General features: G+C 32.9%; 18 protein-coding genes. 15 read left to right on the top strand and 3 right to left on the bottom strand.

The features are described from left to right. The first annotated feature begins 10 nt into the window (after nt 1–10). Entirely contained in the window at nt 11–1,015 is a 1,005-nt protein-coding gene (gene gap, locus RCH19_RS04895) for a type I glyceraldehyde-3-phosphate dehydrogenase (RefSeq protein WP_121925451.1), read from the top strand. Nucleotides 1,016–1,129: 114 nt separating this feature from the next. Beyond that, the gene (locus tag RCH19_RS04890) at nt 1,130–1,981 is read left to right on the top strand and encodes an N-acetylglucosamine kinase (RefSeq protein WP_121925450.1); all 852 of its coding nucleotides are present in this window, start codon (nt 1,130–1,132) and stop codon (nt 1,979–1,981) included. A gap of 82 nt (nt 1,982–2,063) precedes the next feature. Here RCH19_RS04890 and RCH19_RS04885 read toward each other — a convergent pair whose 3' ends face one another. Both RCH19_RS04885 and RCH19_RS04880 read right to left on the bottom strand, forming a co-directional pair. After that, entirely contained in the window at nt 2,064–2,444 is a 381-nt protein-coding gene (locus RCH19_RS04885) for a RidA family protein (RefSeq protein WP_343022281.1), read from the bottom strand. 54 nt (nt 2,445–2,498) lie between these two features. Beyond that, nucleotides 2,499–5,240 carry a putative LPS assembly protein LptD gene (locus RCH19_RS04880; protein WP_343022280.1) on the bottom strand — a complete coding sequence of 914 codons (2,742 nt, stop codon included), beginning with the start codon at nt 5,238–5,240 and terminating at the stop codon, nt 2,499–2,501. An 88-nt stretch (nt 5,241–5,328) separates the two neighbouring features. On the opposite strand from RCH19_RS04880, the gene RCH19_RS04875 reads away from it, so the two are divergent. The 11 genes from RCH19_RS04875 to RCH19_RS04825 all read left to right on the top strand — a co-directional run bounded on the left by RCH19_RS04875 (nt 5,329) and on the right by RCH19_RS04825 (nt 19,023). Next, nucleotides 5,329–6,495: an N-acetylmuramoyl-L-alanine amidase gene (locus tag RCH19_RS04875; protein WP_343022279.1), complete on the top strand. Its 1,167-nt coding sequence runs from the start codon at nt 5,329–5,331 to the stop codon at nt 6,493–6,495. Nucleotides 6,496–6,537: 42 nt separating this feature from the next. Then, nucleotides 6,538–7,686, top strand: a complete 1,149-nt coding sequence (locus RCH19_RS04870) for an N-acetylmuramoyl-L-alanine amidase (protein ID WP_343022278.1) — start codon at nt 6,538–6,540, stop codon at nt 7,684–7,686. Between the two features lie 50 nt (nt 7,687–7,736). Beyond that, nucleotides 7,737–8,702 carry an MlaD family protein gene (locus RCH19_RS04865; protein ID WP_121925446.1) on the top strand — a complete coding sequence of 322 codons (966 nt, stop codon included), beginning with the start codon at nt 7,737–7,739 and terminating at the stop codon, nt 8,700–8,702. A 5-nt stretch (nt 8,703–8,707) separates the two neighbouring features. After that, complete coding sequence (locus RCH19_RS04860; RefSeq protein ID WP_343022277.1) at nt 8,708–10,042, top strand: (Fe-S)-binding protein; 1,335 nt, start codon at nt 8,708–8,710, stop codon at nt 10,040–10,042. 75 nt (nt 10,043–10,117) lie between these two features. Continuing rightward, nucleotides 10,118–10,909: a (Fe-S)-binding protein gene (locus RCH19_RS04855; protein ID WP_121925444.1), complete on the top strand. Its 792-nt coding sequence runs from the start codon at nt 10,118–10,120 to the stop codon at nt 10,907–10,909. Between the two features lie 44 nt (nt 10,910–10,953). Continuing rightward, nucleotides 10,954–11,436, top strand: coding sequence for an ABC transporter ATPase (locus RCH19_RS04850; RefSeq protein WP_121925443.1), 483 nt, complete (start codon nt 10,954–10,956; stop codon nt 11,434–11,436). 15 nt (nt 11,437–11,451) lie between these two features. Then, nucleotides 11,452–14,448 carry a glycoside hydrolase family 3 N-terminal domain-containing protein gene (locus tag RCH19_RS04845; protein ID WP_343022276.1) on the top strand — a complete coding sequence of 999 codons (2,997 nt, stop codon included), beginning with the start codon at nt 11,452–11,454 and terminating at the stop codon, nt 14,446–14,448. A gap of 166 nt (nt 14,449–14,614) precedes the next feature. After that, on the top strand, nt 14,615–15,229 hold the full coding sequence (locus RCH19_RS04840) for a phosphatase PAP2 family protein (protein ID WP_343022275.1): 615 nt from the start codon (nt 14,615–14,617) through the stop codon (nt 15,227–15,229). A gap of 52 nt (nt 15,230–15,281) precedes the next feature. Then, the gene (locus tag RCH19_RS04835) at nt 15,282–17,306 is read left to right on the top strand and encodes a heavy metal translocating P-type ATPase (protein WP_343022274.1); all 2,025 of its coding nucleotides are present in this window, start codon (nt 15,282–15,284) and stop codon (nt 17,304–17,306) included. 78 nt (nt 17,307–17,384) lie between these two features. Beyond that, nucleotides 17,385–18,518 (top strand): N-acetyl-alpha-D-glucosaminyl L-malate synthase BshA, encoded by a 1,134-nt coding sequence (gene bshA / locus RCH19_RS04830; protein ID WP_121925439.1) that lies wholly within the window; start codon nt 17,385–17,387, stop codon nt 18,516–18,518. Between the two features lie 76 nt (nt 18,519–18,594). Then, a complete protein-coding gene (locus RCH19_RS04825; RefSeq protein ID WP_343022273.1) occupies nt 18,595–19,023 on the top strand; it encodes a protease complex subunit PrcB family protein in 429 nt (142 codons plus the stop codon). 58 nt (nt 19,024–19,081) lie between these two features. Here the strand turns inward: RCH19_RS04825 and RCH19_RS04820 are convergent, their stop codons facing one another. Continuing rightward, nucleotides 19,082–19,594, bottom strand: coding sequence for a hypothetical protein (locus tag RCH19_RS04820; RefSeq protein ID WP_121925437.1), 513 nt, complete (start codon nt 19,592–19,594; stop codon nt 19,082–19,084). Nucleotides 19,595–19,974: 380 nt separating this feature from the next. Between RCH19_RS04820 and aroC the strand changes: the two genes are divergently transcribed. Next, nucleotides 19,975–21,036 carry a chorismate synthase gene (aroC, locus tag RCH19_RS04815; RefSeq protein WP_121925436.1) on the top strand — a complete coding sequence of 354 codons (1,062 nt, stop codon included), beginning with the start codon at nt 19,975–19,977 and terminating at the stop codon, nt 21,034–21,036. Then, nucleotides 21,033–21,767: a cation:dicarboxylase symporter family transporter gene (locus RCH19_RS04810; RefSeq protein WP_343022272.1), complete on the top strand. Its 735-nt coding sequence runs from the start codon at nt 21,033–21,035 to the stop codon at nt 21,765–21,767. Before aroC ends, RCH19_RS04810 begins: the two co-directional genes overlap by 4 nt. The last annotated feature ends 90 nt before the right edge of the window (nt 21,768–21,857 follow it).

Here is a 21,857-nt window from a genome sequence, read left to right as displayed (position 1 = left end):
TTAAAGTAAAATGTCAAAAGTTAAATTAGGAATAAACGGTTTTGGAAGAATAGGAAGAATTGTATTTAGAGAATCATATAATAGAGATAACGTAGAGGTAGTTGCAATTAATGACTTATTAGATGTTGATCACCTAGCATATTTACTGAAATATGATTCGGTTCACGGTCGTTTTTCTGAAAAAGTAGAAGTAAAAGACGGTAATCTTTATGTGAACGATAAACATATTAGAGTTACTGCAGAGAAAAATCCTGCTGATTTAAAATGGAATGAAGTTGATGTTGATGTTGTTGCTGAATGTACCGGATTTTTTACCACTCTAGAAACTGCAAACGCACATATCACTGGTGGAGCTAAAAAAGTTATTATTTCGGCGCCATCTGCAGATGCACCAATGTTTGTTATGGGAGTTAATCATCACAAGGCTTTAGCTTCAGATACGATTGTTTCAAATGCATCTTGTACTACAAATTGTCTTGCTCCATTAGCTAAAGTTATCAATGATAATTTTGGAATAGTTGAAGCGTTAATGACTACAGTTCACGCTACTACTTCAACACAAATGACTACTGATGGTCCATCAAAAAAAGACTGGAGAGGTGGACGAGCAGCTTCATGTAATATTATACCATCATCAACTGGTGCTGCTAAAGCGGTAGGAAAAGTAATTCCTGAGTTGAACGGTAAATTAACTGGAATGGCTTTCCGTGTTCCTACAACAGATGTTTCGGCTGTAGATTTAACTGTGAAAGTGGCAAAAGAAACGAGCTATGAAGAAATCATGGCGGTATTGAAAACTGCTTCTGAAACCACGATGAAAGGTGTTCTAGGTTACACTGAAGATTTGGTAGTTTCGCAAGATTTCGTTTCTGATCCTAGAACTTCAATTATTGACGCAAATGCAGGTATTGGATTGAATTCTACATTCTTTAAAATTATATCTTGGTACGATAATGAATATGGTTATTCTAGTAAATTAATCGATTTATCGGTACACATTGCAGGACTAAAATAATTATCTATATTTACAAAAATCCCGTTATTTTCATTTTAGCGGGATTTTATTTTTTTACAAAAATTCAATTTTATATTCGGTTAATTTAACCAAAAACCAAAAAAACCAAACGAAATGAGATTAATTGTTGATAGTGGCTCAACCAAAGCCGATTGGATAGCGATAAATGAAGAAGGAAAAGTGCTTTTTACAACGCAAACATTAGGCTTGAATCCAGAAATATTGGAGAAAGATGAAATAATTGACCGATTGAATGATCGTTTTGATATTTTACAAAACAAGAAAGCCGCTACTCACTTATTTTTTTATGGCGCTGGTTGTGGTACAGATCGAATGAAAATTATGTTATCTCAAGTTTTTCAAGAGTATTTTCCGAATGCTATTATTTCTGTGGAAGAAGATACGTATGCGGCAGTTTACGCTACGACTCCTAAAGGAGAAAAAGCGATCGTTAGTATTTTAGGTACTGGATCAAATTGTAGTTATTTCGATGGTAAAGAATTGCATCAAAAAGTGCAGTCTTTAGGATATATTGTAATGGATGATTGCAGCGGAAATGTTTTTGGTAAAGAATTAATCAGAAAATATTATTTCAATAAGATGCCAAAAGAATTAGCGGCAAAATTTGAAAAAGAATATGATATGAGCGCAGACGCTGTAAAAAGCAAATTGTACAAAGAACCAAATCCTAATGCTTATTTAGCGACTTTTGCTAAATTCTTAATTCAAAATAAGGAAACTGAGTTTTGTAGAAAAATAATTTTCAAAGGGATGAAATCTTTCGTAAAAAATTATATCAAACAGTTTGATAATCATAAAGAAGTTCCAGTACACTTTGTAGGTTCTATAGCATTCTATTTAAAAGATGAATTGCAGGAGACTTTTGATAAATATGAACTTCAGCTAGGAAATGTACTTAGAAGACCTATTGACGGACTTATTGCCTATCACGTAGCAAATAAGTAGTACAAAAAAAAGTAAATAAAAAATTCCAAATTCCAATGTAATACAAAGGAGTTTGGAATTTCTTATTTAATATCAAATGGTATTATAAAATTGCAATCATCGATATTTCTACATTAACGTTTCTTGGTAAGCAAGCTACTTGAACGGTCTCGCGAGCTGGTGCCGTTTTTTCGTCGAAGTAAGATCCATAAACTGTATTTATTTTAGCGAAGTCATTCATGTCCATAATGAATATCGTAGTTTTTACAACTTGATCAAATGTCATTCCTGCAGCTGTTAAAACTGCTTTCATGTTTTCCATAACTTGCTTCGTTTCCTCTTCGATACTCGTAGTTACTAACTCTCCCGTTGCTGGATTAATAGCAATTTGGCCAGAAGTATATAAAGTATTTCCTTTTAAAACGGCTTGATTGTAAGGTCCTATTGGAGCTGGAGCATTTTCAGTAAAAATTATCTTTTTCATATTTGTTTTATATTTTAAATACTTAATTATTGGTAGGTAGATTTTTTGAGAAGATTATCGGTTAATAACGCTTCGCTTATCCCATTTGATATCGCTAAGCACTCCAGATTTTATTCCTATAAAGAATCCCCAATTCGCATTATCTCCAAAAGGAGACCAGTTAAAATCCATTCTCCAGCTAAGCAAATCTCGTTCAAATCTAAACTGTGTGAACGTAACGCCTTTTTGTACAAAATCATAACCAGTAGAAACTCCTGCTTTCCATTTAGGAGTTATATCAGCATTAGCAGAAATCATTATTGAGTTCCCAATAATTTTATTCTCTCTGTTGTTATTTCCGTAGGTTAAGGAATAAGCAAAAGTCATATCCCATGGTAATTTCGAATTAAAAAATTCTGAAATTTTGTCTTCACCCTCTGACTCTTCGTCGCCAAATTGACTTTTTCTGCTGTCTCCTAAATCGGTGTTGGTTCCGAACAAATCATCTGCACGACCACCATTCCGCTGACTTTGTTCGTTTTTATCCTTTTTCGTATCATCTTTCCCTTTACTTGAAAGAGAGTAATTTAAAGTCATATTTGAACTTGTCATTCTAAAAAGGCTTCCGCCATTATCGATATTAAATCTATTGATTCTCTTTCCAGAATTATCTATCGCATAAGGATCTAAAGTCGCACCAAAATTCACATTCATTTTATTATCTAATAACTGCGTTCCACCACTAACTCTAACAGGAGCCAGGGCAAGCGAGTTAACACCGTCCGCATTTAGATTATAACTAGTAGAGAAGTTTAAGTTATTTAATAACATAATTTTCTTGGCTTCCGTTCTTGTACTGTCTTTGTCAGTAACTTTTGCTTCAAAGGTATTACTCAAATCAAAACCTAAAGTGTTAGAATTTGTTAAGCCTGGCGCACCAAAAATTCCATTTTCAAATCGTGTATATTGCTTGTCCATTGTCCCACTAGCATCTGAAGCATAAGTATCGTAATACTTTTCGAAACTAGGAGTGTAGCCATACGATACGGAAGGTCTCATGACGTGACGAATCGATTTAATTTTTTTGTTTTCTCCAAAATTAAATGTACCGTAAACCGTTGTTCCTACGCTGGACGAGAATGAATACGTTCTAAAAGCATCAAATCCATTGACTACTTTGTCTGTTACCTTACTTAAGTCGTTATCGTATCCTCTTTCAATTGTTTTTGTATACCAAATTTCCTCGTAGTTCATCGAAGTGGATGCACTGAAATATTTGAATATTTTGAAATTAGTGCTCAAAGGAATACTGTGTTGAAAACCAACTTTTGCATCTCTAAACATTTGCGGTTTAAAAAATAGAGAATCGGTTGTAACGATACTGTTGCGTCCGTTTAAGTTATATTGTAAATTTATGTTTTTGAAAAAACCTTTTTTAACGCCATCTTTCCCTACAAAAGGATAAATTCTGTCAACACTCAACTGCAATGTTGGTAAGGTCATATTAATTTCCTCGGTTTGCGTATTTTGCGAATGTGTAGCGGTCAAAGACATTCGTACTTGAGGAACAGAATTGAATGTTTTTGAATACGAAACTGACGAACTCAATGTGTTATTCAAGTTGGAACCAATATTGACTTGGTTTATTGACTGTTTAAAATATTTACTACTACCAAGATTCACAGATGCTGAGAAACTAGAATTTGGACTTGATTTATTGTCTTTAGAATGAGACCACTGAATATTATAGATATTTTGTTTCGAATAATCAGGATATCCACGTTCACTACTAATTAAATTTTCGAATCTAACGTTTACATTTCCTCTAAAATTATATCTTTTGGCATAACTAGACTCAAAACGCATTCCGTAACTACCATTAGTATAGTAGTCACCTAAAACAGTTAAATCGTAATTATCGCTCAGTGCAAAATAATATCCTAAATTTTGTAATGAAAAACCTCTATCATTTGAGTCATTGTAACTTGGTAGAATGAGTCCTGAAATACTAGTTTCTTTACTCATAGGAAAAAAAGCAAACGGTAAAGCTATAGGAGTTGGTACATTAGCAATAACCATATTTGTCAATCCTGTAACTACTTTTTTACCTGGAATAAATTTCACTTTATTGGTTTGGAAATAATATTCTGGATTGTCTATATCTTTTGAAGTAGTAAAACGAGCTCCTTTTAAGAAATAAACCGAGTCGTTTTCCTTTTTAGTAATTGCTGCTTTTATTTTAAACTCTCCTTGTTCAGATCGAGAATTCCAAATTAAGGCTTTTTTTGTCTTAAAATTAAATCGGATGGAATCGGGTTCAATAACATTTGTACCTTGTTTGAAATTTGGAAACTGTGTATATTTTCCAGTAGAATCCTTAATTCGTCCTGCGTAAACTTCATTTTTCTCATAGTCCATAACTATGATTCCTGATTTTAATTCGATATCTTGATAAAAAAGTTCTGCCTTGTCGTACAATGTCAGTAATTTTTTCTTTTGATCAATCTTTGCGTATTTATCTGCTTTGTATCTTACTTTTCCATCGAGAAATGGTTTTTTACCTTTTACCGTATCCTTTTTTATAGTGTCATTTTCTTTAATTGGAATCAAATTAGGTTTCTCAATTGGTGAAATGATCTTGTTAGCGCTATCTGTTTGTTTATTAGCGGGTATAGCCGTCTTTTTTTTTATTATATCTTGAGAGTATAATTTACCAGAACCTAATGATAGGAAAAATGATATTAAAACGATATTAAATAAGTTTGTATACAAAGGTTTAAATGCTATTTTTGTAATTTGTGGCTTGTTTTTTGACATCTCAGAATTACATATTATTATTTGTCAAAAATAGACAAATAAATAAATTTATGGCGGTAGTCTTTTAATTAAATTAACTTATAGCTTTATGCATAAAATATATAAAATTAAAATAGTAGTAACTTTTATTTTAATCATGATTTCGGCATCTGGATTTAGTCAATCTAATACGTTCAAAGTAACTTTAGATGCGGGTCACGGAGCACATGATTTCGGTGCAGTTTATGAAGGCAGGATCGAAAAAAATATTGCGCTCGCAATTGCTTTAAAAGTTGGGAAAATATTGGAATCGACTCCACAAATGCAGGTTAATTACACTCGCAAAACAGATGTTTTTATTGATTTAATCGAAAGAGCCAATATCGCCAATCGATTTAATGCTAATATTTTTGTTTCAATTCACTGTAATGCTAATAGAAATACCGCTGCAGACGGAACTGAAACGTATGTAATGGGTTTGAGTAAAGTAGCTTCTAATCTTGCTGCTGCAAAAAAGGAAAACTCGGTAATTACTTTAGAAAAAGATTACAAGCAGAAATACGAAGGTTTTGATCCGAATTCGCCTGAGACAATGATTGGAATGACATTAATGCAAGAGGAATATTTAGATAATAGTATTTCATTGGCGAGCAAAATAGAAGATGCTTTTGCTGATTTAGGAAAAAAGATTAGAGGCGGTGGAGTGAAACAAGCTCCTTTTATGGTACTTCATAAAGCTTATATGCCTAGAGTTTTGATAGAAACTGGATTTATATCCAATACTACTGAAGGAAACTTATTAAATTCAGAAGAAGGACAAGTTGAAATTTCTAAAGCGATTGCTGAAGCAATTATAAGCTATAAAAAAGAGTATTACGGTAATGGCGAAATTGAATTAATAGGGGAATTGCCTTCTCAAAAAATCAATGAGAAACCAATACAAGAAAACATTGTTCCAATTAAGGCAAAACCAGTACCTGTAGTTGAGGAACCAATCCAAACAAGAAAAGTAGTTGATACAACTAAACCAATTTTTAAAGTGCAGTTATCAGCAAGCAGTAAAAGGCTAGATTTAATTCCTAGAAATTTTAATGGACTACGAAATATTTCTGTTGCATATGAAAACAGGGTATACAAATATATGTATGGTGAAACTTCTGATTATGACGAAGCAAAACAGCAGTTGCAAGAAGCAAAATTAAAAGGTTATGATACAGCTTTTCTAATTGCCTTTAAAAACGGAGAAAAAATAAACGTTCAAGACGCCTTGAAATAATTTCTATTTCCGACTTATTATTATAAACAAAAAAATAAAACTTTGACTTTAGTTAGAACGATTAAAACAATAATTGTACTCTTAATAGTATTATCTCCAAAAAATACTTTCTCACAATCCAAGAATAAATTTGTAATTATTTTAGACGCAGGTCACGGTGGTAAAGACCCTGGGAATTCATATCACGGTTTTGTCGAAAAGGAGATTGCGCTTAAAACAGCGCTGAAATTAGAAAAGTTTTTAAAAAAAGATAGCGACATTGAAGTCGTTCACACACGTAAGTCAGATGTTTTTATTGAATTAGTAGATAGACCTAAGAAAGCTAATAGTATGGATGCTAATTTATTTGTATCCATTCACTGTAATTCCGTTAGTAATCCAATTCCTTTTGGTACTGAAACTTTTGTAATGGGTTTGACTCGAAGCAAAGGCAATTTAGAAATTGCAAAGCAAGAGAATTCTGTTATTTTATTGGAGAAAAATTATAAGCAAACTTATAAAGGTTTTGATCCAAAAAATCCTACTACTTTAATTGGTTTAAAAATGCTTCAAGAAGATTATCTGGAGCGAAGCATTCAACTCGCGTCAAAGATTGAAAGTAATTTTAAACACAAATTAAACCGCAAATCACGTGGTATAAAGCAATCTCCTCTATGGGTGCTTGATGCGGCATATATGCCTAGCGTTTTGATTGAGCTTGGTTTTTTGTCTAATAATAAAGAAGGACTTTATCTAAATTCTAATGCAGGGCAAGAAGCTATGGCTGGGGCAATTGCTTCTGCTATTATTTCCTATAAGAAAGAATATTTTGGGAATGGCTATTCATCAAAAAATGACAAAGCGAGTTCGAATAAAACAAGCGGTAAGGAAATAAGTGAATCTTCAGCATCTGCTAAGGATAAAAACAATGCTAGTGGCCAAAAGTCGAAAAGTGCAAATGTTATTTTTAAAGTGCAGTTTGCGGCAGGAAATCAAAACATTAAATTAGTACCTTCTAACTTTAAAGGATTAAAGAATGTATCAGTTCGAACAAACAACGGAAATTTTTATAAGTACGCTTATGGACAAACTGATGATTACAACCAATCTAAAAAAGATTTGAAAGAAGTGAAATCCAAAGGCTACACTTCAGCGTATATTATAGCATTTAAAGACGGAAAAAACGTCAGTGTCGAAGAAGCGCTGAAATAATAACAACAAGTCAAATATTTTATATTAAATTTGTCAAAAATACTTAAATTTTGAAAATAACAAGAGAAATTAAAACGGCTATTCTAGTAATAGCGTCAATATTATTATTCATTTGGGGATATAGTTTTTTGAAAGGAAGAGACCTTTTTATTAACTATAAAACTTTTTACGTTGAATATAAAAGTGTCGAAGGTTTAGCTACTTCTGCTCCCGTAACTTTAAACGGTTTAGTAGTCGGTAAGGTAAGTAGTATTGCTATCAATGAAAACACGGGTACATTATTAGTAGAATTACAGCTGAAAACTGATTTTCCAATCTCTAAATCTAGTGTGGCTTCTATTTATGAGCCAGGATTCATTGGAGGAAAACAAATTGCTATTATTCCGAATTTTGCTGACAAAACTTTAGCAGTCGATGGTCAAAGGCTTAAAGCAGGAGTAAAAATGGGTCTTACTGATAAAGTAGGAGATCAACTAGCGCCACTTCAGGAAAAACTTGAAAAACTTTTAGGAAGTACTGAAAAACTAATATCAGGCTTAAATAATGTGTTAGATCAACAAGGGCAGCAAGAGTTAAAACTTACTTTAGCAGAATTAAGTAAAACTATGGAGCAATTCCATAAAGCATCTAAAAATGTTAACGGTTTACTTGACGACAATAGATCTCAAATAACAAGTGTTGTTACTAAGTTTGATAAAATTAGCGGAGACTTCTCTCAAATTTCTGCATCATTAAACAAAGCTGACGTTGGTAAAACAGTAACTAATTTAAATGCAACTTTGGCAAAAGTAGATGGAATTGTCAATGGATTAGAATCAGGGAAAGGTTCTATGGGTAAATTGCTAAACGATGAGGCTTTCTACCAAAACATTAAAACTTCTACAAAAGAACTTGAATTACTACTGCAGGATGTGAGACTTCACCCAACACGTTATGTAAACATATCTGTTTTTGGTAAAAAAGATAAACCTTATGTTGCTCCCGTACAAGATTCTGTTTCTACTATAAAAAATTAGTTCCTATGAGTTATTTAGACAATATTTTATTTGCAATTCTTCTAGCTGTTGGATTCGGTTATTTCTTTATGAGTGTAAAGAAAATCCGACGAAACATTAATTTGGGAACTGACGTTGATCGTTATGATAATCCTAAAGCAAGATGGGCAAATATGGCCATGATTGCATTAGGTCAGTCAAAAATGGTTAAAAGACCTGTGGCTGGAATCATGCATATTATTGTTTACTTAGGTTTCATAATTATTAACATTGAGTTACTCGAAATCATAATCGATGGGCTTTTTGGCACACATCGTATTTTTGCTTTCCTTGGAACTACTTATGACGTTTTGATTGCTTCCTTCGAAATATTAGCTGTTTTAGTTCTTATAGCTGTATTTGTTTTTTGGATTAGAAGAAATGTTATAAAGTTAAAGCGCTTCATAAGCTCTGATTTAACAGGATGGCCGAAAAACGATGCTAACTACATTCTATATTTTGAAGTTGTTTTGATGACCTTGTTTTTATTAATGAACGCCTCTGATTTACATTTACAAAATGTTCCAGGTGGTTTTTCTCATTTTATAAAAGCGGGATATTTTCCTATTAGTCAATTTATTGAACCTGTTTTTAATGGAATGTCAAATGAGTTAGTTATGCTTTTAACGGAAGTTTTCTGGTGGTTGCATATTACAGGTATTTTGATTTTTATGAATTACTTGTACTTTTCAAAACATTTACACATTCTATTAGCTTTTCCTAATACTTATTTTTCAAACTTAAATCCATTAGGTCAATTTGATAATTTAGCTTCTGTGACTACTGAGGTAAAATTAATGATGGATCCTAATGCTGATCCTTTTGCAGCAGCGCCCGTAGATGCGAATGCTGTGCCAAGTAAATTTGGTGCTAGCGATGTTCAAGATTTGAATTGGGTACAACTACTAAATGCGTACACATGTACTGAATGTGGTAGATGTACTTCAGCTTGTCCAGCAAATATTACAGGTAAAAAATTGTCTCCTCGTAAAATTATGATGGATACAAGAGATCGATTAGAGGAAGTAGGTAAAAATATAGATGCTAATAAAGGAATTTTTATTCCAGACAACAAATCTTTACTAAACGATTATATCACAGCTGAAGAATTGTGGGCATGTACATCATGTAATGCTTGTGTTGAAGAATGTCCAGTAAATATTAGTCCTCTTTCGATAATTATGGATATGCGTCGTTATTTAGTTATGGAGCAAAGTGCTGCGCCAATGCCACTAAATGCTATGATGACTAATATTGAAAATAACGGAGCTCCATGGCAATACAATCAGCAAGACCGATTGAATTGGAAAAACGAGAATTAAAAAGTTTATTCCCGCATTAGAATATAAAATATAATTACAGATGGTTTTTTAACTATTTGAAAAAAAATAAAAGTTATGTCAGAGGATTTAATAGTGCCAACAATGGCTGAAATGTTAGCTCAAGGCAAACAACCAGAGGTTTTATTTTGGGTAGGTTGTGCTGGGAGTTTTGATGATAGAGCAAAAAAAATTACTAAAGCATTTGTTCGAATATTGAACCGTGCTAATATTTCATTTGCAGTTTTAGGAACTGAAGAGAGTTGTACCGGAGATCCTGCAAAAAGAGCAGGGAATGAGTTTTTATTTCAAATGCAAGCCATGATGAATATCGAGGTCTTAAATGCATACGAAGCAAAAAAGATTGTAACAGCTTGTCCGCACTGCTTTAATACAATAAAAAATGAATATCCAGAATTAGGTGGTAAGTATGAAGTAGTTCATCACACTGAGTTTTTAAAATCCTTACTCGATGATGGTAGACTAACCATTGAAGGTGGTCAATTTAAAGGAAAGCGTATTACGTTTCATGATCCATGTTACTTAGGAAGAGCTAATAAAGTTTATGAAGCGCCTAGAGACTTGATTCTTAAATTAGATGCTGAGTTGGTTGAAATGAAACGTTCTAAAGCAAACGGTTTATGCTGTGGCGCAGGAGGTGCTCAAATGTTTAAAGATGCTGAACCTGGAAATAAAGAAATCAACGTTGAAAGAACGGAAGATGCTTTAGAGATACAATCTGAAATAATTGCTACAGGTTGCCCGTTCTGTAATACAATGATGACTGACGGAATCAAAGCTAAAGATAAAGAAGGTGATGTGAAAGTTATGGATATAGCTGAATTGATCGCAAATGCTCAAGATTTGTAGTAAATCTGAATTAATTTAATCTGCACTTAAAATTATAAATTATAATGTACGTTCCATTTGAAAATTTACCCGAAGAATCTAAAATCTGGATATATCAATCGAATAGAAAATTTTCTGATGCAGAATTTTCTGAAATAGAAATCGCTCTTAAAGCTTTTCTTGAGGATTGGGCTGCGCATGGTACAAGTCTAGAATCTTCATACCAATTAAAATACAATAGATTTATTATTATTGCGGTAAATCAAGACGTGCAAGCTGCTACAGGTTGCTCAATCGATTCATCTGTAGAATTTATCCAAAGTTTAGAACAAAAGTATTCAGTTGATCTTTTGGACAAAATGAATGTTACTTTTAAATTAGGTGAACATATCGCACACAAACCATTGATTGATTTTAAAAAAATGGTTAAAGATAAAGCCGTTACAGAGAATACAGTTGTCTTTAACAACTTAGTAAATAATATTGAAGAATTTAATGAATCATGGGAAGTACCAGCAATTGATAGCTGGCATAGTCGCTTCTTTTAAATAAAATACTGTCCAATGAAAAAAATAGACATTAAAATTTTTACTTTTTGTGTCTTAATTCTTTTTGTTGCTGCTAGTTGTGTTGGTACAAAAATTAATAAGAATGAAGTAATTGTCACCAACATTCCTGTCAAAATTAAAAATGTTGATAGTATTGCAATTACCAATACTCCGTTACTTTTTGATGTTAAGTTAGAGGGCATGAAGTGGGTTGATAGCGTTTACAGCTCAATGAGTTTAGAGGAAAAGTTCGGTCAATTGTTTATGATTGCCGCTTATTCTAATAAAGATGCTAAACATGTTAATTCTATTGAAAAACTGGTTAAAGAAAGTAAAGTTGGCGGCATTATTTTCTTTCAAGGAGGTCCATTACGTCAAGCTAAATTGACTAATAGATATCAATCGATTTCAAAAATTCCTTTATTTATTGGTGTTGATGCGGAGTGGGGATTAGGAATGAGACTTGACTCTACGTATCGTTATCCTTGGAATATGACCCTTGGCGCCATTCAAGACTTAAAGTTGATTGAGAAACTTGGAGTCCAAATGGGTCAGCAAAGTAGAAGGTTAGGACTACAATTTAACTTTGCTCCAGTAGTAGACATCAATTCAAATCCTAAAAACCCTATTATTGGTTTTCGCTCATTTGGCGAAGATAAATTCAAAGTCGCGGAACGTGCGGTTTCTTTAATGAAAGGATTACAGAGTCAGAATGTTTTTGCAACAGCAAAACATTTCCCAGGACATGGTGACACTTCTAAGGATTCTCATAAAGAACTACCAACTATAAGTTCGACAAAAGAAAGTTTGATTGATATCGAATTTTACCCATACCAAAAAATGTTTCACGAAGGTCTTTCTTCGGTGATGGTTGGACATTTAAACGTTCCAAGCTTAGAATCACGTCGCAATTATCCTTCTTCGATTTCCTACGATGTAGTTACAAATGTTCTTCAAAAAGAACTTGGTTTTAAAGGACTTATTTTTACTGATGCTTTGAACATGAAAGGAGTTAGTGATTTTAAAATTCCTAGTGAAGTGAATTTTGAAGCTTTCATGGCTGGAAATGACGTTTTACTTTTCCCTGAAAATGTTCCTGCGACGATTGAAAAATTTAAAGAAGCGTATTCTCAAAATATATTACCGGAAGAACGACTAGCTTTCTCCGTAAAGAAAATATTAAAATTTAAATTTAAAGCTGGCTTAAATAAGTATCAGTCTATTGTAACAGATAATTTGTATAAAGATTTAAATAAAGCTGAAAATGAAGTTTTACAATATGAGCTTTACGAGAATGCTATTACTGTCCTTAAAAACACAAATGCTATTTTGCCAATTAAAAATTTAGCAGAGCAAAAGATAGCTTATGTAAAAATTGGTGATGGTAACAACGATTCTTTTATTTCGACCTTACAAAAATATGCGGATGTCACTGTGGTCGAAGATCGAAATTTAGACAGTTTACAAGTAAAGTTAAAATCTTTTACAACTGTAATTATTGGCTTTCACAAAGCGGATGGTGCCTTTAAAAATGATGATTTACGATTAGATGAATTAGCTAAAATTAATTTTATAGCACAGAATAATAATGTTATTTTAAATCTATTTTCAAAACCGTATGCATTACTTCCTTTTGACAACTTTGATGCTTTTGAAGGATTAGTAATTTCGTATCAAAATAGTGCTATATCCCAAATTGTATCAGCTGAATTAATCTTTGGAGCGGTAGAAGCGAAAGGTAAATTACCAGTTTCCATTAATTCTAAGTTTAAAGTAAATGACGGATTGTCAACAGAAAAATTAGATCGTCTAGGATTTACTACCGCTGAAAATGTAGGTATGAATTCTGAAATACTTTCTAAAATTGATGGTATTGCTAATAAAGCAATCAATTTAAAAATGACACCCGGAATTCAGGTTTTGGTGGCTCGAAAGGGAAAGGTGATTTATCAAAAATCATTTGGTTACCACAGGTATGAAAAATCAATTAAAGTACAAAATTCTGATATTTATGATGTGGCATCTTTAACTAAAATCCTAGCAACTTTGCCAAATGTAATGTTGCAATATGATGAGCAAAAGATAAATTTAGAAACAACTTTAGGAACCATGTCTCCTGTTTTTAAAGGTTCGAATAAAGAGAGCATCAATTTAAAGGATTTATTATCACATTATGCAGGTTTAGCTGCCGGACTTTCCTTTTACAAAGCGGCAATGAATGAAGCAAAATTACCTTCTGATATTTATTTTCGAAAATCTCCTGAAGAAAATTTTAATAAACGAGTTGGCGATAGCCTTTACATACGAAATGATTTTAGTGATAAAATGGTTGATATGATTGTAAAAAGTAAACTATCTGGAAAGAAAGAGTATAAGTACAGTGATCTTACTTTTATGATATTAAAAGATTATTTAGAAAAAACTACAGGCAAAACATTAGATGTTTTAATTCAAGAAAATTTCTACCGATCGCTTGGTATGAATAATTCAAGTTTTAATCCGCTAAATAATTTCGATAAGAACAGAATACCGCCTACAGAAACCGATACTTATTTTCGTCGTCAACTTTTACAAGGATATGTAAATGATTTATCAGCTGCATTAGAAGGTGGAGTATCGGGCCATGCAGGAGTTTTTTCGAATGCTATGGATGTTGCTAAGTTGATGCAGCTTTATCTGCAAAAAGGGAGTTATGGAAATCACCGGTATTTTTCGGAGAAAACTTTTGAAGATTTCAACACCTGTTATTTTTGTGCTGCGGGAAATAGGAGAGGCGTCGGTTTTGATAAACCGCAATTAGGTTCTTCAGGACCAACATGTGGTTGTGCTTCAATGACTAGTTTTGGTCATACAGGGTACACAGGGACAATGGCGTGGGCTGATCCTGAAAATCAAATCGTTTATGTTTTTCTGTCTAATAGAACTTTTCCAGTAGCTGCAGAAAACAGATTATCTAAAGCTAATATTCGAGAGGATATTCAGCAAGTGATTTATGAGGCAATTATAAATTAAATCTTATTTAAATTAGAATAAAACTATTGATAGAATTTATCAAATGCTCTCAATATTTTTGAGAGTATTTTTTTTTGTTTTAACTTTTAGCTTTACATTATATTTTTGTTATTATGTTTTATTTTTTTAAGAGGATTATGTTATATTTGGGTTGAATGCATTCATTATGAGTAGAAGGAATAAATTTTCAACTGTTTTAAATTTAATAACATTATTATTTTGTGTTAACTTTTCATTTGCTCAAAATATTGATATTGAATTACTCCGCGATATCAATGTGAATAGGAACACTTCATTAGATCCTGCTTTTATCTTAATCACTAAAAGTGCAGTTCCTATCAGTATTGGCACGCCCTTGGTGATATACTCAATAGGTTTGATTAAGAAAGATAGTACAGTTAAAAAGCAGGCACTTTTTATAGGTCAAACTTTTTTAGTTTCTGCCTTTGTTACTACTGCTTTAAAATATTCAATAAAAAGGGAAAGACCGTTTAACTCATATCTCGATATTGAAGAAGTTAGACATGCATCGGGATATTCATTTCCTTCAGGTCACACTTCAACTGCATTTGCAACTGCAACCTCACTAAGTATAGAATATCCTAAATGGTATGTTATTGCACCCACCTTTGCATGGGCAACAGCTGTAGGTTATTCCAGAATGCATTTAGGAGTTCATTATCCCACTGATGTTTTGGCAGGTGCGCTTGTAGGTAGCGGAGCTGCATATCTAAGTTACAAAATGAACAAATGGGTAAATAAGAAAAGAGTTAAGAAATGAAAGACTTCTCTAATAATACAATATCCAACCTACTTAAAAATATAAATTCGTAATGAATACTACAGAAGACCATAGCACTCACCTTCATAAAAAGGAAGAAAACAGCAGTTCAGCTAATAAAAAATCGCGAAAAAAATCATCTTGCTGTACAATTGATGATGAGCAATTAGACGATCATTCTGGACACGATCACAGCCATGAACACGATGATTTAGACGGCAATAAATTCCTATTGTTTTTGCCAGCGATGATAACATTTGTATTATTAGGAATAGGTTTAGCAATAGATAATTTATTTCCTCAATCTTGGTTTACAGGATGGATACGAATTGCTTTATACGTTGCCGCTTACATTCCCGTTGGAATTCCTGTCCTAAGAGATGCTTATTCCAGTATTGTAAAAGGAGATGTCTTTTCTGAATTTTTCTTGATGAGTATTGCAACTGTTGGTGCATTTGGAATCGGTCAATATGCTGAAGGTGTGACTGTGATGTTGTTTTACGGTATTGGAGAATTGTTTCAAACATTGGCTGTGACAAAAGCCAAATCAAATATAAAATTACTTTTAGATCAGAGACCTGACGAAGCTACCGTGATAGAAGGGCAAAAGTCTATATCTAAAAAAGCATCAGAAATAAAAATAGGTGAGATTATCGAATTAAAAGTGGGAGAAAAATTAGCGCTTGATGGAATATTACTGTCAGATACTGCAACATTTAATACTGCAGCTTTAACTGGAGAAAGTAAACCAGATTCTAAGTCGAAGGGCGATTTTATACTAGCAGGAATGATTAATTTAAATTCCATAGCGCTTGTCGAAGTTACTACAGCATTTGAAGACAGCAAATTGTCTAAAATTCTAGAGATGGTGCAAGACGCAACTACAAAGAAAGCGCAAACAGAATTATTCATTAGAAAGTTTGCAAAAGTCTACACTCCTATAGTTGTCTATTTATCTATCGCAATTTGTCTTGTTCCAATTTTGATTGTAGATGATTATGTTTTTAAAGACTGGTTATATCGAGCATTAATTTTCTTAGTAATTTCTTGTCCTTGCGCATTAGTCATTTCTATTCCATTAGGTTATTTTGGAGGAATTGGTGCAGCAAGTAAAAACGGTATCTTATTTAAAGGTTCTACTTTTCTAGACATTATGGCAAGTATTCAAGTCGTAGTAATGGATAAAACAGGAACGCTAACAAAGGGTGTTTTTAAAGTACAAAAAGTAGTTTCAGTTGAAAATGATGAAGCAAATCTAGTGTGCTATACTGCAGCTATTGAGTCTAAGTCGACGCATCCTGTTGGTTCTGCCATAGTACAATATGCCAATTTAAGTTTTGAAGATGTTATTGTTAGTGAAGTAGTAGAAATTCCAGGATTAGGACTTAAAGGAAAAGTGGATGGAAACGATATCGCTGTCGGCAGTCCAAAACTGATGAAGAAATTAAATATTGCTTATGATGTAGTCTTAGATTCTATTCCATTTACTACAATTGTTGTAGCCATCAATCAGAAATATGCAGGGTATTTTATAATTGCTGACGAAATTAAAGAAGATGCTAAAGCTGCTATTCAAAGTTTACACAAAATAAAAATTAAAACAATTTTGTTGTCAGGGGACAATCAAGCTGTGGTGGATGCTGTCGCAAAAGAGTTGAATATTGATGAGGCACATGGAGGTTTATTACCGGAAAATAAAGTGCAAAAAGTCGAAGATTTACTGAAGCAAAAGTACAAAGTTGCTTTTGTAGGTGATGGAGTAAATGATGCACCAGTTATTGCACTTGCTGATGCTGGAATTGCTATGGGTGGCCTGGGAAGTGACGCTACAATTGAAACCGCAGATATAGTAATTCAAAACGATCAACCTACAAAGATTTTCACAGCCATTAACATTGGTCGAAAGACTAAACAAATAGTTTGGCAGAATATTACATTAGCTTTTGCAGTAAAACTGATTGTATTAGTTTTAGGTGCTGGTGGATTAGCAACTATGTGGGAAGCGGTTTTTGCTGATGTCGGCGTTGCGTTGTTGGCTATATTAAACGCGGTACGAATCCAAAGGATGAAATTCTAATTAATTAGAAGTTTTAACTTAAATTTCCATAAAATTAGGCTCTATTTTTATTAAATTCGTTTTTATTAAATTACATACATGAAAATTGCAATAGTTTGTTATCCAACCTTCGGAGGAAGTGGTGTTGTCGCTACAGAATTAGGTCTAGAGTTAGCTCGTAGAGGACATGAAATACATTTCATAACGTACAGTCAGCCAGTGAGGTTAGCGCTTTTAAGTCCCAATGTACATTATCACGAAGTGAATGTTCCTGAATATCCACTGTTTCATTACCAGCCTTATGAATTAGCTTTATCAAGTAAGCTAGTTGATATGGTGAAGTTGTATAAAATTGAAATACTTCACGTGCATTATGCGATTCCTCATGCTTACGCGGGATACATGGCTCAACAAATGCTAAAAGACGAAGGAATTAATCTTCCTATGGTAACAACGTTGCATGGTACCGATATTACATTAGTAGGTAATCATCCATTTTACAAACCTGCAGTTACGTTTAGCATCAATAAATCTGATTTTGTTACTTCGGTTTCCCAAAGTTTAAAAGACGATACGATTAAATTATTCAATATTAAAAATGAGATTGAGGTTATTCCAAACTTTATCGAAATAAATAAAAACACAAAAGATTCAGGCGAACCTTGTCAGCGCTCTGTAATGGCGAAAGAAGGCGAACGGATTATTACGCATATTAGTAACTTTCGAAAAGTAAAAAGAATTCCGGATGTTATTAAAATTTTCTATAACATTCAGAAAGAAATTCCTGCTAAGTTGATGATGGTAGGAGACGGACCTGAAAAAGAAAAGGCAGAAAAATTATGTGAAGAATTGGGAATTGAAGACAAAGTTATTTTCTTTGGAAACAGTAATGAAATTGATAAAATTTTATGTTTAACAGATTTGTTTTTGCTTCCATCAGAAACTGAAAGCTTCGGATTAGCAGCTCTTGAAGCGATGGCATGCAGTGTTCCAGTTATTTCTAGTAATTCAGGAGGATTGTCTGAGGTTAATTTTGAAGGTATTTCCGGATATTTAAGTGACGTTGGGAACATAGAAGAAATGGCACAAAATGCATTGCGAATTTTAAAAGACGATGACACTTTGAATAAATTTAAAGAAAATGCGCTGTCCGTTGCTAAACAATTTGACATTAAAAACATCTTACCTTTGTACGAATCGTTATATCAGAAAGCTATAAATAAGTACATCTAAATTTTAATAACGCTTAATTGTTCTTTGCTATTTTATTAAATAAATTCAAACGCACTTTAAGTAAACAAGAAAATAAATGAAAAATGTCATTCTATCATTATTTGCAATCTCGTTAGTATCTTGTAGTAGTGCTTCGATTAAAACTGTCGAAACAAATAAATTATACGAAGTTTTATCGCAAGAATCGTATGGAGGAGCAAGCATTCGATTTTTTGAAATACTATCTCTGCCAGAAGAAATTAAGATGCTTCAACAAGATGAGAACTTAAAAAATAAAATTAGTCCAACTGATATTCAAAAATCTAATTTTATTATATTAAATATGGGTGAGAAAACATCCGGTGGATATAGCATAGGAATTGACAATGTGGTAGAAACGGAGAAAAATATTGTTGTAACGGTAAAAGAAAATGTTCCCGCCGCGGGAAGTATGGTTACGCAGGCTTTGACAAATCCATTTTGTGTGGTTAAAATAAATTCAAAAAAGGAAATAATTATAAAGTAAAAAAAAATAGGCTGTTCATAGTGAACAGCCTATTTTTTCAATAAGATTCTAAATAATATTAGAATTGGTATCTAAGAGCTAAAGCTACATCAGAACCATAATTATTTTTATAGTATCCACCATTTCCACCAAATTCAGGTCTGAAATCTAAAGAGATCAATAAAGGAAAGTCGAAGTTATACTCAATACCGATATCTCCAGCAGCAAAAACAAAAACATCATTATTGTAAGTTCTTTTATCATAATAATCTCTGTTGTAGCTTCCTACACCACCACCAACACCTGCGTACCAGTTGAAACCACCATCAATATTCCAAACCCATTGGTATAAACCAGTTAATTTGATTGCAGTATCATCAAAATCATCATCATTATAATCTTTTCTGTTTCTCCAACCTAAATCTAATTCTAGTCTATTGTTTTTAGAAAGCTCTCTTTGATAAGAAATTTCAGTTCCAAATCCACCATTGCTACCAAAACGCAATCCTAAAGCGTTTTTAGAAATATCTTGTGCTTGTGCTGTAAACGCTAAACCCATTAGCATTATAGCGGATAAAATTATTTTTTTCATAAGTTTGTTTTTATTGGTACAAATGTATCTAATTAGAGTTCTTACCATTTATGTAATTCTCGCAAAAAGTTATATAATTACCACATTTATTTTTTCAATTTTCTTAGCGCTACTGCGTATCCGAGGTGTTTTATTTTGATTAATATACTGGGGTTTAATGATTTGTTAGCAATAAAATTTTGTGATTTATTCTGCACTATTGTTGCACAATTTCATTAAAACTTTTGTAATCTTCGAAAGAGAAATGAAATTTATAATAATTTATAAATTTCATGAGAAAAAATTGAATCATACAAATTAAGCCTTTATTTCATAAAACTTTGAATGCAAAAATTTTGAACTTTAAAGTAAAAGGTTACTTTTGTTTAAAACTATTTATAATGGCAGGTAATAGCTACGGAACACTATTTAGAATAACAACTTTTGGAGAATCTCACGGTGAAGCTTTAGGCGGAATCATAGATGGTTGTCCTCCAGGAATAACAATAGATTTAGAAGCAATTCAATTCGAGATGTCACGCAGAAAACCGGGTCAATCTGCAATTGTAACGCAGCGTAAAGAACCAGATGCTGTTCAGTTTCTTTCCGGAATTTTTGAAGGAAAAACTACAGGAACACCAATCGGTTTTATTATACCTAACACCAATCAAAAATCAGACGATTACTCGCATATAAAAGATAATTTCAGACCTAGTCATGCTGATTACGTTTACGAGCAAAAATATGGCGTACGTGATTACCGTGGAGGTGGACGTAGTTCTGCAAGAGAAACAGCAAGTAGAGTTGTTGCTGGCGCAGTTGCAAAGCAAATGTTACCTGAAATTAAGATTAATGCTTACGTTTCTTCGGTTGGTCCATTATTTCTAGAAAAACCATATCAAGATTTAGATTTTTCGAAAATTGAAGATAATCCAGTGCGTTGTCCAGATCCAGAGATGGCAATTGTAATGGAAGATTATATACGCGATATTAGAAAACAGGGTGATACCGTTGGTGGAACAGTAACTTGCGTTATTCAAAATGTACCAGTAGGATTAGGCGAACCGGTTTTTGATAAACTTCATGCGGAACTAGGAAAGGCAATGTTATCAATCAATGCTGTTAAAGGTTTTGAATACGGTAGCGGCTTTTGTGGAGCAAAAATGAAAGGTAGCGAACATAATGATTTGTATAACACTGACGGAACTACAAAAACTAATCTTTCAGGAGGAATACAAGGCGGAATAAGTAACGGAATGGATATATATTTTCGTGTTGCATTTAAGCCTGTTGCAACAATTATGCAAAAACAAGAATCGCTAGATAACAAAGGCAACATCACTGAGATGACTGGAAAAGGTCGTCACGATCCTTGTGTTGTTCCACGCGCTGTACCTATTGTTGAGGCAATGGCTGCTATTGTATTGGCTGATTTCCACTTGATTAATAAAACTTTGAAATGAAATTAGCTTTACATTGGAAAATATTGATTGGGATGATTCTCGGTCTGCTGTTTGGAATATTCATGAAGAATATCGGAATGGTGGGTGCCGTAACTGATTGGATAAAACCTTTTGGGACAATTTTTATTAACCTTTTAAAAATGATTGCCGTTCCACTAATTGTGGTTTCATTAATAACTGGACTTGCTGATTTAAAAGATATTTCTAAGCTTTCAAAATTAGGAGGAAGGACTGTTGCTCTTTACTTGTTTACTACCGTATTTGCAGTGTGCATAGGTTTAGTTTTAGCAAACGTAATTAAACCTGGAAGTTACATCAATGAAGTATCGAGAGATACTCTTTTATCAAGTTTTACTGGCGATGCTAATGCTAAAATTCAAATGGCTGAAACCGCTAAAAATCAAGGTCCTTTACAACCTTTGATAGATGTTGTTCCAGAGAATTTTTTCCAAGCGTTGACTGATAATGCAAGTATGTTGAAAGTAATTTTGTTTACTATTCTTTTAGGAATTGGAATTATATTAGTTGATGAAAAAAAATCGCAACCTGTAGTTGATTTTTTCAAAGGATTAAATGAAGTTATTTTAAAAATTATTGATATTATAATGCTTGCGGCTCCAATCGGAGTATTTGCATTAATGGCTTCGCTGATGGTAGAAATTCCAGATTTCACTACATTAGGAGCATTAGCGATTTATGGTATGACTGTATTATTAGGTTTACTAATATGATGCGACCCTTTGTTAAGACAACTTTTTCAAAAACTTAAGATAGTTTTTTTTTAGTTTTATTTTCCAGTTTCCTGGCTAAAATCGGAGATA

Origin of the sequence: Flavobacterium sp. PL12 (assembly GCF_039123485.1) — a bacterium.
In the GTDB taxonomy this organism is placed as follows: Bacteria; Bacteroidota; Bacteroidia; order Flavobacteriales; family Flavobacteriaceae; genus Flavobacterium; species Flavobacterium weaverense.
This window is presented reverse-complemented; position numbering and strand designations above follow the sequence as displayed.